Source organism: Plantactinospora sp. KLBMP9567, from assembly GCF_033446045.1.
Lineage (GTDB): Bacteria > Actinomycetota > Actinomycetes > Mycobacteriales > Micromonosporaceae > Plantactinospora.
Genome location: NZ_JAWQRR010000004.1, coordinates 52,696 through 66,526, shown reverse-complemented (window position 1 = coordinate 66,526; position 13,831 = coordinate 52,696). Strand labels below are relative to the sequence as shown.

The 13,831-nt window shown below is 72.6% G+C and carries 14 protein-coding genes; 2 read left to right on the top strand and 12 right to left on the bottom strand.

Features of this window, described 5'->3' with window-relative positions; all coding sequences use genetic code 11:
- Window positions 1-28: 28 nt before the first annotated feature.
- Window positions 29-1,012, bottom strand: a complete 984-nt coding sequence (locus R6Y94_RS02115; RefSeq protein WP_318394026.1) for a pirin family protein — start codon at window positions 1,010-1,012, stop codon at window positions 29-31.
- 225 nt (window positions 1,013-1,237) lie between these two features.
- Between R6Y94_RS02115 and R6Y94_RS02110 the strand changes: the two genes are divergently transcribed.
- Window positions 1,238-1,549: a zinc-binding dehydrogenase gene (locus R6Y94_RS02110; protein WP_318394025.1), complete on the top strand. Its 312-nt coding sequence runs from the start codon at window positions 1,238-1,240 to the stop codon at window positions 1,547-1,549.
- Window positions 1,550-1,566: 17 nt separating this feature from the next.
- Here R6Y94_RS02110 and R6Y94_RS02105 read toward each other — a convergent pair whose 3' ends face one another.
- The gene (locus R6Y94_RS02105; protein ID WP_318394024.1) at window positions 1,567-1,800 is read right to left on the bottom strand and encodes a hypothetical protein; all 234 of its coding nucleotides are present in this window, start codon (window positions 1,798-1,800) and stop codon (window positions 1,567-1,569) included.
- A gap of 6 nt (window positions 1,801-1,806) precedes the next feature.
- Here R6Y94_RS02105 and R6Y94_RS02100 point away from each other — a divergent pair, with 6 nt between their 5' ends.
- Entirely contained in the window at window positions 1,807-2,235 is a 429-nt protein-coding gene (locus R6Y94_RS02100) for a MerR family transcriptional regulator (protein ID WP_318394023.1), read from the top strand.
- Window positions 2,236-2,377: 142 nt separating this feature from the next.
- On the opposite strand, the gene R6Y94_RS02095 is transcribed toward R6Y94_RS02100, so the two are convergent.
- The 10 genes from R6Y94_RS02095 to egtA form a co-directional block, all read right to left on the bottom strand.
- Window positions 2,378-3,007, bottom strand: coding sequence for a hypothetical protein (locus R6Y94_RS02095; protein ID WP_318394022.1), 630 nt, complete (start codon window positions 3,005-3,007; stop codon window positions 2,378-2,380).
- A 69-nt stretch (window positions 3,008-3,076) separates the two neighbouring features.
- Window positions 3,077-4,819, bottom strand: a complete 1,743-nt coding sequence (locus R6Y94_RS02090; RefSeq protein WP_318394021.1) for a DUF4012 domain-containing protein — start codon at window positions 4,817-4,819, stop codon at window positions 3,077-3,079.
- A gap of 229 nt (window positions 4,820-5,048) precedes the next feature.
- Window positions 5,049-6,296 (bottom strand): glycosyltransferase family 4 protein, encoded by a 1,248-nt coding sequence (locus R6Y94_RS02085; protein ID WP_318394020.1) that lies wholly within the window; start codon window positions 6,294-6,296, stop codon window positions 5,049-5,051.
- A 40-nt stretch (window positions 6,297-6,336) separates the two neighbouring features.
- Window positions 6,337-7,815: a polysaccharide biosynthesis tyrosine autokinase gene (locus R6Y94_RS02080; RefSeq protein WP_318394019.1), complete on the bottom strand. Its 1,479-nt coding sequence runs from the start codon at window positions 7,813-7,815 to the stop codon at window positions 6,337-6,339.
- A gap of 294 nt (window positions 7,816-8,109) precedes the next feature.
- Window positions 8,110-8,325, bottom strand: a complete 216-nt coding sequence (locus R6Y94_RS02075; protein WP_318394018.1) for a hypothetical protein — start codon at window positions 8,323-8,325, stop codon at window positions 8,110-8,112.
- Window positions 8,326-8,423: 98 nt separating this feature from the next.
- The gene (locus tag R6Y94_RS02070; RefSeq protein WP_318394017.1) at window positions 8,424-9,011 is read right to left on the bottom strand and encodes a TMEM165/GDT1 family protein; all 588 of its coding nucleotides are present in this window, start codon (window positions 9,009-9,011) and stop codon (window positions 8,424-8,426) included.
- A 252-nt stretch (window positions 9,012-9,263) separates the two neighbouring features.
- Window positions 9,264-10,229, bottom strand: coding sequence for an L-histidine N(alpha)-methyltransferase (egtD, locus tag R6Y94_RS02065; protein ID WP_318394016.1), 966 nt, complete (start codon window positions 10,227-10,229; stop codon window positions 9,264-9,266).
- Window positions 10,230-10,296: 67 nt separating this feature from the next.
- Window positions 10,297-11,148 carry an ergothioneine biosynthesis protein EgtC gene (gene egtC / locus R6Y94_RS02060; RefSeq protein WP_318394015.1) on the bottom strand — a complete coding sequence of 284 codons (852 nt, stop codon included), beginning with the start codon at window positions 11,146-11,148 and terminating at the stop codon, window positions 10,297-10,299.
- Between the two features lie 43 nt (window positions 11,149-11,191).
- Window positions 11,192-12,526 carry an ergothioneine biosynthesis protein EgtB gene (egtB, locus tag R6Y94_RS02055; protein WP_318394014.1) on the bottom strand — a complete coding sequence of 445 codons (1,335 nt, stop codon included), beginning with the start codon at window positions 12,524-12,526 and terminating at the stop codon, window positions 11,192-11,194.
- A complete protein-coding gene (egtA, locus tag R6Y94_RS02050) occupies window positions 12,523-13,752 on the bottom strand; it encodes an ergothioneine biosynthesis glutamate--cysteine ligase EgtA (protein WP_318394013.1) in 1,230 nt (409 codons plus the stop codon). The genes egtB and egtA overlap by 4 nt, the downstream gene beginning before the upstream one ends.
- Window positions 13,753-13,831 lie beyond the last annotated feature (79 nt).

The following is a 13,831-nucleotide window of genomic DNA, read 5'->3' as shown; positions in this document are numbered from 1 at the left end:
CCACCGCCGCGACGGTCCGGCATCCTCGTCAGCCGACGGTCCGGCCGTGCCGGTCGCGGCTCTTCAGCCGGGTTGTCGGCATCGGCGGAGCCGGCAGCGGATCCGAGTCGTCGCCCTGCACCCGACCGAACCGGAGGCTGCCGGCCGCCCAGTCCGCGCGGGCCTCGGCGATCTCCTCGTGCGAGCGCCCGACGAAGTTCCACCACATCACCAGCGCGGAGTCGAACGGCTCGCCGCCGAGCAGCATCAGCCGGGTCGGGCCGGTCGCCCGCACCGCCAGCTCGGGACGGCCGGCTCCGAGGTAGAGCAGCGAACCGGGGGTGAGCGTGACCCCGCCGACCTCGACGTCCCCGGTCATCACCAGCAGGCCGTGCTCGAAGCCGGTGGTCAGCGGCAACCGGGCCGATCCACCGTCGGGCAGCCAGAGCTGCGCCCCGAGCAGCGGCGAGTGCACCACCGCCGGCGACCGGACCCCGGCCAGCTCCCCGACGAGTACGGTCACCGAGTAGTCCGGCTCGGTCAGCACCGGAAGCTCGGCGTGGTGGGCGAAGCCGGGCGGGCCGGACCGGGCCCCGTCGGGCAGCGCCACCCACAGTTGCAGACCGTGCAGGGTCGGCGGATGCTCCGGTGGCGAATACTCGGAGTGTGCGATGCCGTGGCCCGAGGTCATCACGTTGAGCTGGCCGGGCCGGATGAGCTGGTCGTTGCCGAGGCTGTCCAGATGTCGGATCTCGCCGTGCACCAGCCAGGTCACCGTCTGCAACCCGGTGTGCGGATGCGGCCCGATCCCCATGCCGGGCCGGTTGGCCACGTCGTCCGGACCGAAGTGGTCGACGAAGCACCAGGCCCCGATCGTGCGGAGCTGGCGCTGCGGCAACAGCCGGCGCACGGTGGTGTAACGGCCCAGCGGCACGTCGTGACCGGGCAGCAGCACATTGGTCGGCTCGGTGTCCGCGCCCGTCCCGGTGCCCGGCGGCAGAGTCTCCCCCGGCATCGGCTCGGTGATGCTCACCCGTCGAGCCTACGCGGCGACCGGGGCGCCAGCCCCGACTACCCAGCCGGTCGGCGCTGCCCGACTACCCAGCCGGTCGGCGCTGCCGGATACCAGACTGGCGGATACGGATCGGCCGGATCCCGGCCGGCGGTGCGGTACGCCGGTTGACCTCGACCATGGTCGAGGTTGTTGACTGGTCCGGCGGAGGTGCCGGCGGGCTCGACGTCGCCTTCGACGGGGTGGGTGGCGTGGTGGGCCGGTCGGCTCGACCTCCTCGACCGGGGCGGCCGGCTGGTCAGTTCCGGGCAGGCCAGCGGTAGCTGGACGCAGGTCCCGGACGAGGTCGCGAAGGAACGGGGGGCGACCGTCGTCCGGTCGCTGACCCGATCACCGGAGCAGTTGCGGGAGCTGACCCGCCGCGCGCTGGCCGAGGCGGCGGCGGGCCGGCTGCGCCCGGTGATCGGGCAGCGGTTTCCGCTGGACCTGGCGGCCGACGCGCACGCGGCCATCCAGTCCCGCCGTACGCTGGGCAAGACGCTGCTGGAGGTCGGCTGACCGGCCGAACCTGCCGGTCAGGCCGGCTTCCTCGCGGCCAGGCGTTCGATCAGGCCGAGCCGGAGCCGGCCCCGGGCCTCGGCCACGAACCCGAGCCGCAGGGCGAGATCGGCGGGGCGCCCCCGCAGCCACCGCCGCTCGGCATGGTCGAGCAGCAGCAGCCGGCCGCCCTGTCGTAGCCCGCCGCACGCCGGTCCCAGGCCTGGCGGGCGTTCTCTCGGTTGACCATAGGGGTCACTCTGCATGTTCATGTCAACATGAAGTCAAACCCCGCACCGGCCGAAGAGACAGCCGAGCTGACCATCGGTGAGCTGGCCGCCCCGTTCGGGCTGGCCACCCACGTACTACGGCACTGTGAGTCGGTCGGCCTGATCAAGCCGGACCGCCGGGTCAACGGTCGACGCCGCTACACCAGGGCCCAGCTCACCCGGGTGGCTATCATCATGCGCGGCCGCGAGGTGGGCATCGGCCTCGACCAGCTCCGGATGATGCTCGGCGCGGACGACGCGGCGGCCCGCCGGGCGGTGCTCCAGCGGCACCGCGACGAGTTGGACCGCCGGATCGCCGTCGCGACCGCCTCCCGGGACCTGCTCGACCACGCCCTCGACTGCCCGGTGCAGGACTTCCTGGAGTGCCCCGACTTCCAACGGCTGGTGCAGGGCCCCGGCTGCCGGCTCGACTCCTGACCGCGCGACCGCCGGTCCGACGGCGAGCACCGCCGCGCCCTGGGAGGTCCGGCCGGGAAACGAAGGCGCCTGCCGGACGAGGTGTCTCGTCCGGCAGGCAATCCTGCGAGGTGCGGGTCGGCTCTCGCCGCCCGCCCGACGGTCAGCCGACCGAGGTCAGCTCTCGGGAACGGCCCCGACGGCGGCTCGCGGTCCGCCACGCGACCGCCACCAGCACCAGCAGCGCGCCGGCGATCAGCAGCATGGTGCCGAGCGCGATCTGCGGCCCGGTCTCGCTACCGGTGACCGGCAGCGGTGGCTGCCCCTGCACGATGGTGACCGTGGTGGTCGCCACCCGACCGGTGGTGAGCCCGGTGGCGGTGATGGTCACGGTGCCGGTCCGGGTGAACCGGACCCGGACCGAGAACTCCCCGGTCACGTTGGCCCGGACGGTGAGCGTGGTCGGGTTCCGGTGCACCGTCTGCGCCTGCTGCGCGATCGGCAGCATCGCGCCGACCCCGCCGGAGTTCTGCACCGTCGCCTCGGCGCCGAGCGCGAGCGGGGCATAGGCGAAGTCGAGCCGGACGAGTTCGTTACCGCCGAACCCGCTGCCGAAGACCGTGAAGGTCTCACCCACCTCCACGGTCGGGTCGCTGACGGTCAGCGCCGGCGCCTGTGGTGGGTACGGTGGTTGTGGTAGTGGCTGGGCCTGTGCGGGCGACCCCGCGATGGCGAACGCGCCCACCGTGGCGAGCGTCGCCACCGCCGAGCCGATGATGCGGGATAGCCGCATGATGGATCCTCTCTCTATTGATCGCATGACGTTCACAACGGATCGCATGACTTGTTCTGACGTGCCGGCCTACTGGCCACACGCGGGTGCGGAACTGACACGGGTGGTCCATGGGGTCGGGCCCGGGGTGAGCCACAACTCGACCGCGCCACTGGACTTCGGCGGGGTCAGCAGACCCACCTCCAGTACGCGGGTACGTCCGGGTCCGATGTCGACGGCCAGTACCCCGACCCGGCGGCCCCGCTCCACTCCGCCGCCCATCGGCTTCGGCTTGCCGTCCAGCCGGGCGCCCAGCGGCGAGCCGCGTACCGGGCTGAATACCGAGACCAGAACGCGGGCGGTGTACGGGTCGCCGGACATCGCGAGGCCGCGCACCGACTCGCTGAGCCCGGAGGAGGGTGCGGAGGAGCGCAGGGTGAGCCGGAGGTGGAGTTCCCGGCTGCCGTCCGCGCGGCAGTCGCCGACGGTCAGCTCGGCCGAGCGGTCCAGGTAGTAGCCGAGCTTCGCGCCGCTGCCGTCGTTGAGGAAGACGCCGACGTTGTGCACCGTCTCCCGCTCCGGCAGCACTCCGGCGAGCCGGGTGTCGACGAGTTCCCGCTGCTCGCTCGGGTGCGCGCTCCAGAACAGGATCCGGCGCTCGGCGACGGCCGTGTTGACCGCCTGCACCACCGCGCGGGGGTTCACCGACCGCTTCAGCAGGGCGTCGAAGACCGCCCGGGCCGAGGCGGCGAAGTACTTGTCCTGCTGGGCCGGCTCGTCGATCCGGCGGTACGCGTCCGACAGCAGGGTTCGCACCGCCGTCGACGCGGTGAGGGTCGGATGCCCCGGCACCGGCACCGGTCCGATCGCCTTGAGCAGGTAGGAGAGTGCGACCGGGTCGGTGGCGAGTACGCCGTCGAGAGTGCCGCCACCGGCCCGCCGGTACATCTGGCGGATCAGGGTGGCCGCGGTCGGAAAGTGCGGGGTGAGGTTCACGTCCGCGGGATAGATCCCGGGCAGGTCGGTGTAGAGGGCGCGCAGCTCGCGGCTCAGTGACAGCGGCGGCTGGCCGTGGTTGCTCAGGTCGGTGACCGGACCCTGCTTGACCAACTTCACCTCGCCCTTGCTGGCCCGGATGATGGCGTAGGCACCGAAGATCCCGCCGGTCGCCCGGGGTTCGGCCAGGTTCTGGAAGACCGCAAGGTAGGTCCGGGTTCCGTTGCCGCCGAGCAGGGCTGGCAGCAGGGCACCGCTGCGCCGGACGGCGGAGATCGCCTCGACCAGTCGGTCCAGCTCGGCACGCAACTGCGACACCGCGTCCTGGACCGTGGGCACGAGCCCGGAGGTCGGCACCGCGAGGATCCGGTCCCGGACCTCGCGTACCGCGCTGTCCGCCTCGGCGACCGCGGGCATCGCGCCGCGCATGGCGGCCAGGTCGAGCCGCCCGGAGCTGGGCAGCAACGTCTGGGGGTTCAGTTCGACCAGGGCCGGGAAGGCCCGCCGGGCGAGTTCGTCGACGCCGACCGCCAACTCCCGGACCGCCGACATGCTCCGGCCGGCGTACGGGGCGGCGCCGCCGGCACGCCAGCCGATGTCACCGGTACGCGACCGGGCCGCGGCGGTCTGCTGTTGCAGTGCCTCCAGGGTCCGGCGCGCCTGTCCGGTCTGTCCGTCCAGCACCTGCTGGCTCAACTCCCGGGCCAGGCTGGCGGCGTTCTCCAGATGTCCACCGGCCTGCCAGCCGCGCAGTCCGAGCCAGCCGCCGCCGACGGCCAGCAGGCAGCCGATGACGAGCGCGGTGAGCAGGATCCGGCGGAGTTTCCACCGAACCACTCGACGGCTCGCCGTCCGCCGTCTCGGGGACAGGTCCCCCACCGCCACCACCGCTTTCGACTAAGTCGGATGAAGTAGACACAACGCCGTTAGCGCCTATATCTCTATAGCACGGGCAGCAGTTCACTGTTGGTATTTCAGGTGCCGTTATGATGCTTTTGTGTACTAACAGTGAGGAAAGTTCATAAAGCGGTCATAGCGGTGCGGAGGTGACGCGCGAAGATCCAGGTCAGCGCCGTCGTCGGCTGGCCGCCGCCTCGGCCAGCATCTGCTCCATCTGATCGACGCCGGTGCGCAGCGACATCCGGGACAGATAACTGTCCCGGGCCCGCTGCGCCATCTCCGCGCGAGCGTTACCCGGAATCACCGCAGCCAGGGCGAACCGGTCCGCCAGCGCCTGCCAGTCCTCGGGTGGACAGGAGAGTCCCGCGCGGGCCCGCTCCACCAGGTCGGCGGTGTCCCCGCCGGCGGAGGCGACCACCGGCGCCCCGGCGGAGAGCGCCGCCTGCAACTTCGCCGGCACCGCCCCGCGTAGCGCCGGAAGATCGCGCAACAGCACGAGCTGGTACTCGGCGGCGGCGTACAGGTCGGCCATCTCGGCCGGTGGACGCCAGCCGAGGAACCGGACGTTGGTCGCGCCGAGTTCCTCGGCGAGCTGCCGGGACTGCCGCTCCTCCGGCCCGGAGCCGACCAGGACGAGATCGAGGTCGACCTTGCCGTTGATCGCGGCGGCGGCCCGGACCGCCGTGTCGACGCGCTGGAACGGCCCCATCGTGCCGGCGTGCATCACGGTGGTCAGCCCGCGGTGCCCGATCGCCCGCCGGGCCGCCGGAGTGGTGCCCATCGGCCGGAACAGCCGCTCGTCGGTCCAGTTGAGCACCACCCGCACCCGCTCCGGTTCGGCGCCCCGCTCGATCACCACGTCCCGCATCGACGGCGAGATCACCGCGATCCCGGCCGCCGACCGGTAGATCGCGCGCATCGTCCGGCTGAGCAGCCCGTGGGTGAACCCGCCGGAGGCGTCCCGGCCCGACTCGCCGGGCGGCGGGGTCACCCCCTCCGGCCAGATGTCCTGGACGTGCACCACCGCCGGCACCCGACGCAGCATCCGGAGCAGAGCCGCCGCCGCGTACGCGCCGGCCGGCGGGAAGTGGACGTAGAGCACGTCCACCCCGGCCAGGAAGCCGGGCGCGGCCAGCGCGCTGCTCATCGCGTACGTGAGCTGCCGCGCCGCCCGCCGGGCCGCCGTACCGTCGTGGCTGGCGTACGCCGGCACCCGGCGGATGGTGACCCCGCCGTCGTCGGTCTGGTGCCGCCACCGCTGCCGGTACCCCGGATAGACCTGGCCGGTCGGATGGTTCGGGAACCCGGTGAGCACCCGCACCTCGTGACCGCGTGCGGTCAGCTCCTCGGCCAGGCAGCCCGGTATGAAGGCGGGCTCAGGCGGGAACCAGTACGAGATGACGCCGATCTTCATTTTTCATCCCCCGATCACCCCGCGACCGGGCGAGCCCGCGTCATCGCGGTACCCGGTCGAGCTCCTCCGTGTTGTCCGCGGGCGCGGCGGCCACGACACCGTTCGGGGGTACGCCTACCGGGTCGGCGACGGGCGGCTCCTCGCCGCGCGTGGCGAGGACCGTCTCCACCGGCCCACCCTTCCGGTACGCCCGGTACTGCTCGACGTCGATCTTGTTCTCTTTCGACATGTTCAGCACGCAGCCGAGTACCCGGGCGGAGACCGAGTGCAGCGCCTGCGCGGCGGCGGCGGTCTGCGCGCTCGGGGTCTTGCCCTGCCGGGCCACCAGCAGCGCGCCGTCGGCCTGCACCGCCACCACCACGCCGTCGGTGAAGGCCAGCAGCGGTGGGGTGTCGATGATGACGATGTCGGTCAGCTCGCGCAGCGACAGCAGCAGGTCGGCCATGGCCTTCGAGCCGAGCAACTCGCTCGGGTTCGGCGGTACCGAACCGCCCGGCAGGACCAGCATTGACTTGTCGCCCCACGGTTGCAGCACGTCCTCGACCGCGACCTCGCCGATCAGCACGTCGGTCAGGCCCGCGCCCGAACCGAGCCCGAGATAGCCGGCGACCCGGGGCCGGCGCAGGTCCGCGTCGACCAGCAGCACCTGCCAGCCCGCCTCGGCGAGCGTGATCGCCAGGTTGCAGGCGAGCGTGGACTTTCCCTCGGCCTGCACGGCACTGGTCACCGCGATGACCCGGGCCGGCTCCTGGGCGTCCACGAACCGCAGGTTGGTCCGCAGCTTCCGCATCGCCTCGGCCCGGGCCGTCTGGGCGGCGCCACCGACGATCAGCGGGCTCGACCGGGCATGCCCGTCGTACGGGATGCTGCCGAGCAGCGGTGCCGAGGTCGTCTCCTGGAGCGTCTCGCCGTCCCGGAAGGTGGTGTCGGTCAGTCCGCGCAACACGGAGAGCGCGGCGCCGAGCACCAGCCCGAACACTCCGGCCAGGACGAGGTTGCGGACCGGGCGGGGCGACACGGGCTCGGCGTTCACCCTGGGCCCGCCGACCACCTCGATCTTGATGGGTGGTTCCTTCGCCCCGGGCGGGGTCTCGATGCTGTGCACGAGTTTCACGAAGTGCGCCGCCAGCGCCTCGGTGAGCCGCAGCGCCCTGGCCTGGTCGGTGTCGGTGACGGTCGCGGAGAGCAGGACGGTGTCCGCCTCGACTTGCGCGCTGACCCGGGAGCGCACCTCGTCCGCGGTGAGCCCGACCCGTTCCTCCGCCGCGACGGTCTGCGCCAACCGGTCGCTGCTGAGCAGGTCGACGTACGACTTGACTCGCTGCTGGAGGAAGAGGCTGCCCTGGTACGCGTCGGTCATGCCGTGCCCGGAGGAGGTGACGAAAAAGGTTACCGAGGAGGCGTACTGCGGGGTCGCCCGTACCGTGACGAACCCGGCGAGGCCCAGCGCGACCATCACGGTCGCGAGTACCACCCACCAGCGTTGGCGCAGCGCGCGCAGGTAAGTGTGCAGATCCATCAGCCCCGGCCTTCCGTCCCGGCACCAACCGGCGCCAAGACCTCTAGTGATCATAAAAAGGGCGACAGCATGAAAATTTCGCACTTGTCGCTCGGCAGTTCCTACCGAATGTAGATGATTGAGCGCCCTCAGTAGTCGCACTCGGCCCAATAAGGCCGATAAGTACCAGCGACACGTTCGGCCGGTCGACGTGTTCAGCCAGTACGCCCGGAGCAGGGGGACGGGAACGGTGGCGGAGCAGGGAGACAAAACGGCGCCGGCCCTTCGGCCGGCGCCGTCGATGATGCCCGGGACTCAACGCGACGGGGGCGGCTCCGCACCCTCGTCCGCCTCGTCCACCTGGTCCGAGTCGGCGAGTGCCTCTCGGAACTCACGCGACAGGTCCGAGCCGGGGACGGCGACCTCCTCGGCCTCCTCCGCGACCACGTCCCGCTTGTGCGGCCGTTCCGGCTCGGGCAGCGCCACGTCGCCGGCGAACCCGTACTCGTTCGGCTCATCGTGCCTGGTCATGCAGTGATCCTCCGTTCGGGCCACGGGTCGGCCGTACCGACCGCCGGCCATCGAAACGGCTACCCGCATCCCGGCCGTCCCACACCCGGCAGCGGTCGTCAGGTCAGTTGGTGCACGGCGTCCACCAGCAACCAGACCCCGCAGATCCCGAACAGTGCGCTGGCGCCGTACCGGATCGTCTTCTCCGGCAGGCGGCGGCCGAGGATCCGGCCGACGCCGATGGCCAGGGCGTCGGCCGCCACCATGCCGATGGTGGAGCCGAGCCAGGTACCGAACCAGCCGTGCTGGGTGGCCAGGGTGATCGTCGCCAGCATGGTCTTGTCGCCGAGTTCGGCCAGGAAGAAGGCGACCGAGACCGCGATGATCGCGGAGCGGCGGGTCCGTTCCGCTTTGCGCCGCTCCTCCTCGGTGAGCGAGTCGCCGCGCAGTGTCCAGATACCGAAGCCCAGGAAGGCCAGCCCGGCGACCAGCGCGATCCAGCCGGTGGGTAGCGCGGCACCGAGGCCGACACCGAGGGCGACCGAGGCCAGGTGCACGACCGAGGTCGCCACGGTGATGCCGATGATTACCGGTAGTGCCTTGAACCGGGTGGCGAAGGTCAACGCCATCAACTGCGACTTGTCGCCCAGCTCGGCTACGAAGATGACGCCGAAGCTGATCGCCAAGGCGGTGTCGAAGTCCTGCATGTCACCCTTCCCGGTCGATGCCGGGTGGGGGCGCGGGCGACCTCGACCCGGCATTGCTGCCTGAGTCGAAGGTCTCGCCCGCCCCACCGGGGTGAGGCCGCGTGGCCGGGTGCGCAACACGCGCGCACCAGTATGTCGACCACGACGTTGGGAGCTACTCCCCTTCGCTGCCGACGACCCTACCCGAGCACGCCCGACGGCGACGAGGCACCCTCGGCCGCCCCGAGGTCACCGGCCCCGCCCCGACACCGGTCAGGTGGCCTGGGCGAGGGTCACTGCGAAGAGGCCGTCGTCGTCGGTCCACCGGGCCTGCACGGTGAAGCCGCCGGCGGCCAGTTCCGCGTCGATGTCCTGCGGGCGGAACTTCGCCGAGATCTCGGTCCGCAGTTCCTCCCCCTCGGCGAAGGCCAGGTCGAGGTCGAGCACCCGGACCCGCATCGGCCGCCGGGCGCGCAGCCGCATCTCGATCCAGCGCTGGTCCGGGTCCCAGAGCGCGACGTGTGCGAACGCGCCCACCTCGAAATCCGCGCCCAGCTCGCGGTTGAGCACCCGCAACACGTTGCGGTTGAACTCGGCGGTGACCCCGGCCGCGTCGTCGTACGCCGGCACCAGCACGCCGGGGTCCTTGACCAGGTCGGTGCCGAGCAGCAGCCAGTCACCCCGCTCGAGCGCCGAGCGCAGCGCGGCCAGGAATCCGGCCCGCTCCGCCGGCAGCAGGTTGCCGATGGTACCGCCGAGGAAGGCCACCAGCCGCCGGCCGCCGGTGGGCAGCCGGTCCAGGTGCCGGGTGAAGTCGCCGACGATGCCGCGTACCCGCAGCCCCGGATAGGCGGCGGCGATCTCGGCGGTCGACTGTTCCAGCGCGCTGACCGAGACGTCCAGCGGCACGAAGGTGCCGAGACTGCCCCGCGCGGTCAGCGCGTCGAGGAGCAGGCGGGTCTTCTCCGACGAACCCGAGCCCAGCTCGATCAGTGTCTTCGCGTCGGTGAGCCGGGCGATCTCCCCGGCCCGGGCCGCCAGGACGGCCCGCTCGGTTCGGGTCGGATAGTACTCGGGCAGCCGGGTGATCTCCTCGAAGAGCTCGCTGCCCCGGGCGTCGTAGAACCACTTCGGCGGCAGCCACCGGGGCGTGCCGGTGAGCCCGGTCCGGACGTCCTCCCGCAACGCCCGCTCCAGGTCTCGTTCCTCCAGGTATATCTCCAATGGATCAGCGGTCACCCGCACACTCCCCTCGGTCGACACCGCCGCACCATGCGGCGGGTCCGGTTGCTCGCACCGGCCTCGCTCACCCCGGACTCTGCTGTTGCGCGCGCTCCGGTCGCGCACCTCCCCGTGGCGCGCTCGGCGGTGTGTTGCTCGGCGGTACGTCGCTCGGTCGGGGCGCCGCCGGCGGGGTCGGCGAGATCGGCGCGACGTCGAACTGGCCGGCGGCCGCCACGACGAGATGGTTGTCGGGGACCGGCCGCCAGCCCGGTTCCTCGGCGAGCGGCTCGGAGCTGACCAGCACCGACCCACCGGTGGCCCGGACCGACAACGCGTGCCCACCGGCGTTCGCCACCACCAGCTTCCCGTCGGTGAGCATCAGGTTCAGCCGGGAGCCGGGAGCGGCGGCGGCCACCTCCCGGACGGTCTCCGCGACCGTCTCGGCCGGCCCGGCCCCGGCGCGCAGCCGGTGGCGTACCAGGGCCCAGAGCAGGGCCGCGTCGGTCGGGGCGTCCAGGGTCATCAGGTCCCGGGTCGGCAGCCGGCCGGCCAGCGCTGCGATCGAGTCCGGCCAGCCGTGTACCGCGCCGTTCAGGCTGAACAGCCACGGTCCCTCGGCGAACGGGGCGGCGGCGGTCTCGACCACCGGCATGCCGACGGTGGCCGAGCGCACCGCCGCCAGTACCCCGCCGGCCGTGGTCGCCGCGGCCAGCACCGGCAGGGTGTCGTCGGCCCAGATCGGGGTGGCCCGCCGGTAGCGCACCGGCGGGCCGTCCAGGGGGTACCAGCCGACGCCGAAGCCGTCGGCGTTGACCGTGCCGCCGCCGCGCATGTCCAGGGGTGCCCACGACTGCCGCGTCAGCGAGTGCGGCGGGTCGAACAGGAGCGCGGCCAGCGGAAGTGCGGGGCCGAGATAGGCGAGGTGACGGCACATCAGCGGGCCCCGCTCCGCCGGCCGGGCGACGGGTCGGGACCGGTCACGCCGCCTCGTCCGGCCGGGCGTCCCGGGCGCACCGGAAGCCGCTGAAGATCTGCCGGCGGATCGGCAGGTCCCAGTTGCGGAACGTGCCCCGACAGGCCACCGGGTCGGTGCCGAACGAGCCGCCCCGGAGCACCCGGTAGGTGGAGCCGAAGAAGACCTCGGAGTATTCCCGATAGGGGAAGGCCGCGAACCCGGGATAGCCGATGAACGGACTGGAGGTCCACTCCCAGACGTCCCCGATGAGCTGGTGAACGCCGAGCGGCGAGGCGCCCGCCGGGTACGCCCCGACCGGTGCCGGCGCAAGGTGCCGCTGACCGAGGTTGGCGCGCTCGGGCGTCGGGTCGTCGTCCCCCCACGGATATCGGCGCGACCGGCCGCTGTCCGGGTCCCAGCGGGCCGCCTTCTCCCACTCGGCCTCGGTCGGCAGCCGCTTGCCGGCCCAGGCCGCGTACGCCGTGGCCTCGTGGAAGCCGACGTGCACCACCGGCTCGTCCGGGACCAGCGGAGCGAACCGGCCGAACCGGGTGTAGCCCCAGTCGGTGCCGTCCCGCCGCCAGTGCATCGGAGCGGTCAGTCCGGCCGACGACCGGTGCCGCCAGCCCGCCTCGCTCCACCAGCGCGGGTCGGTGTAACCGCCGTCGGCGACGAAGGCGAGGTATTCCGCGTTGGTCACCGGCGCCGCGTCGATGACGTACGCGGGCAGTTCCACCGGGTGGCCGGGGCGCTCGTTGTCCAGCGCCCACGGGTCGGTGGAGGTGCCCATCGTGAACCGGCCGGCCGGGACCAGCACCTCACCGGCGACCGGTCCGGCCGAGGGCGGCGGCGCGGGTGCGGAGAGCACCGGCGGGCCGGTCCGGAGCTGGTGGGTGGCGAGCATGGTCTCGTCGTGCTGCTGCTCGTGCTGGGCGATCATGCCGAACGCGAACCCGTCGACGACCAGCCGGCCGCCGTCGAACCGGACGCCGTCGAGCAGGTCGAAGACCTTGTCCCGGACGGTCGCCACGTAGCGTCGGGCCTCGGCCGGGCCGAGCAGCGGCAGGGCCGGCCGGTCCTTGCGGGGGTGCTTGAAGGCGTCGTAGAGGTCGTCGATGTCCTGCCGCACCGGATCGCGGCCGCCGACATCGCGGACCAGCCACAGTTCCTCCTGGTTGCCCACGTGGGCGAGGTCCCAGACCAGCGGGGACATGATCGGTGAGTGCTGCCGGACCAGGTCGTCGTCGTCGACCGCCTCGGTGAGCCGGACGCTGCGGTCCCGGGCCCGGGTCAGTTCGGTGGCGATCCGGTCGCGCAGCGATTCGGTCGGCCGGTTGTCGGGTCGGACGTCGGTCATGTCGATCCCTTCCGCGCGGCGGCGAACCGCCGCGCCACGATCCGGGTGATCTCCTCGCAGGTCGCCGGCGACAGTCCGGTGCGGTCCAGCGACCGCAGCGCGAGGTCGAGCAGGGTGTCGGCCGCTCCGGCCAGCAGCGGGTCCCGCAGCCCGCGCCGGGCCGCCTCGGCCCACCGGCCGGCGACCGGTTCGCAGGCCGCCCGGGCGGCGTCCCGGGTGCGGTCGTCGTCGAGCAGCGCCGCGAGCACGCCGACCGGCGCGATCCACTCACCGCCGGGTTGCGCGTCGAGGTAGCGGATTTCCAGGTACCCGCGGGGGCGTACCGGCGGGAACAGGGTGCTGAGGTGGTACTCCAGGTCGTCGGTGGTCGGCGGCCGGGGCAGCGCACCGGCCAGCCAGTCCCGGAAGGTGATCCCGGGCGGGACCGTCCAGTCCCCGCCGTCCCGGCGTACGCAGAGCAGCGGGGCGGCGAGCGCGTACCGGACCCAGGCGTCGGTTGGGTCGGCCGAGCCCGAGGTCGGCGACCAGGCCGGACGGGTCCGGGCCGGGTCGATGAACTGCCAGGCGGCCATCCGGGCGGAGGCCCAGCCGGTGTCCCGGCCGGCGTGCCGGCGGGCGGTGGCGAAGAGCGCGAGCAGGGGTGGCCCGAAGGCGTGTGCGGCGGCCCACCGGTCGGCGAACCGGTCGACGGTGCCGGCGTCCAGGCAGACCTGGAGCCCGGCGGTGCTGTACATCATGGTCCGGCCGGCCGCGCCGAGCCGGTCGAAGGCGCAGCGCATCGCGTGGTAGCGGGGGGTGTCGACCACCGGAGTCGGTGGCCGGTGCGGATCGATGCCGGCGTCGCCACGGACGAGTCCTGCGGCGCCGAGCAGATCGGTGAGGTGGGCGAGGTCCGAGGTGGCGCTCTCGTGCAGCTCGCCGAGAAGGTGACGCGGGGCGGTGGATAGTTCCACCTGGCCGCCGGGCTCCACGCTGACCGTGCCGGAGTGGGGCAGCGGCTGGCCGAGACTGTCGGGATCGAGGGTGGTCGGGGCGTACGGGCCGAGTGCGGTGCGAAGCCGGGCCGGATCCACCGGTCGGCTCGGAACGGCCGCGTCGTGCACGGTCCATTCCAGTTCCACGCCGCTGAGCGTGGGTGGCCCGGTCTTGAAGCAGATCTTGGCGACATATCCCTCGGCGTCCTCCATCGCCCGCAGGATCGTGCCGCTGTCCAGGTCGGATGGCATCAGTGCAGGTCCTCCCCTCCTGGGAACCGACTCCCCTTACCCGGTTTTCCGGGGCACACGCTTCGGACCACTGCCGAGC

Coding starts and splice junctions, on each gene's coding strand:
- egtC (WP_318394015.1), bottom strand. CDS start 11,148: ATGTGCCGTCACCTCGCCTATCTCGGCCCCGCACTTCCGCTGGCCGCG.
- R6Y94_RS02070 (WP_318394017.1), bottom strand. CDS start 9,011: ATGCAGGACTTCGACACCGCCTTGGCGATCAGCTTCGGCGTCATCTTC.
- R6Y94_RS02075 (WP_318394018.1), bottom strand. CDS start 8,325: ATGACCAGGCACGATGAGCCGAACGAGTACGGGTTCGCCGGCGACGTG.
- R6Y94_RS02105 (WP_318394024.1), bottom strand. CDS start 1,800: ATGAACATGCAGAGTGACCCCTATGGTCAACCGAGAGAACGCCCGCCA.
- R6Y94_RS02085 (WP_318394020.1), bottom strand. CDS start 6,296: ATGAAGATCGGCGTCATCTCGTACTGGTTCCCGCCTGAGCCCGCCTTC.
- R6Y94_RS02080 (WP_318394019.1), bottom strand. CDS start 7,815: ATGGATCTGCACACTTACCTGCGCGCGCTGCGCCAACGCTGGTGGGTG.
- egtA (WP_318394013.1), bottom strand. CDS start 13,752: ATGCCATCCGACCTGGACAGCGGCACGATCCTGCGGGCGATGGAGGAC.
- R6Y94_RS02095 (WP_318394022.1), bottom strand. CDS start 3,007: ATGCGGCTATCCCGCATCATCGGCTCGGCGGTGGCGACGCTCGCCACG.
- egtB (WP_318394014.1), bottom strand. CDS start 12,526: ATGACCGACGTCCGACCCGACAACCGGCCGACCGAATCGCTGCGCGAC.
- R6Y94_RS02100 (WP_318394023.1), top strand. CDS start 1,807: ATGAAGTCAAACCCCGCACCGGCCGAAGAGACAGCCGAGCTGACCATC.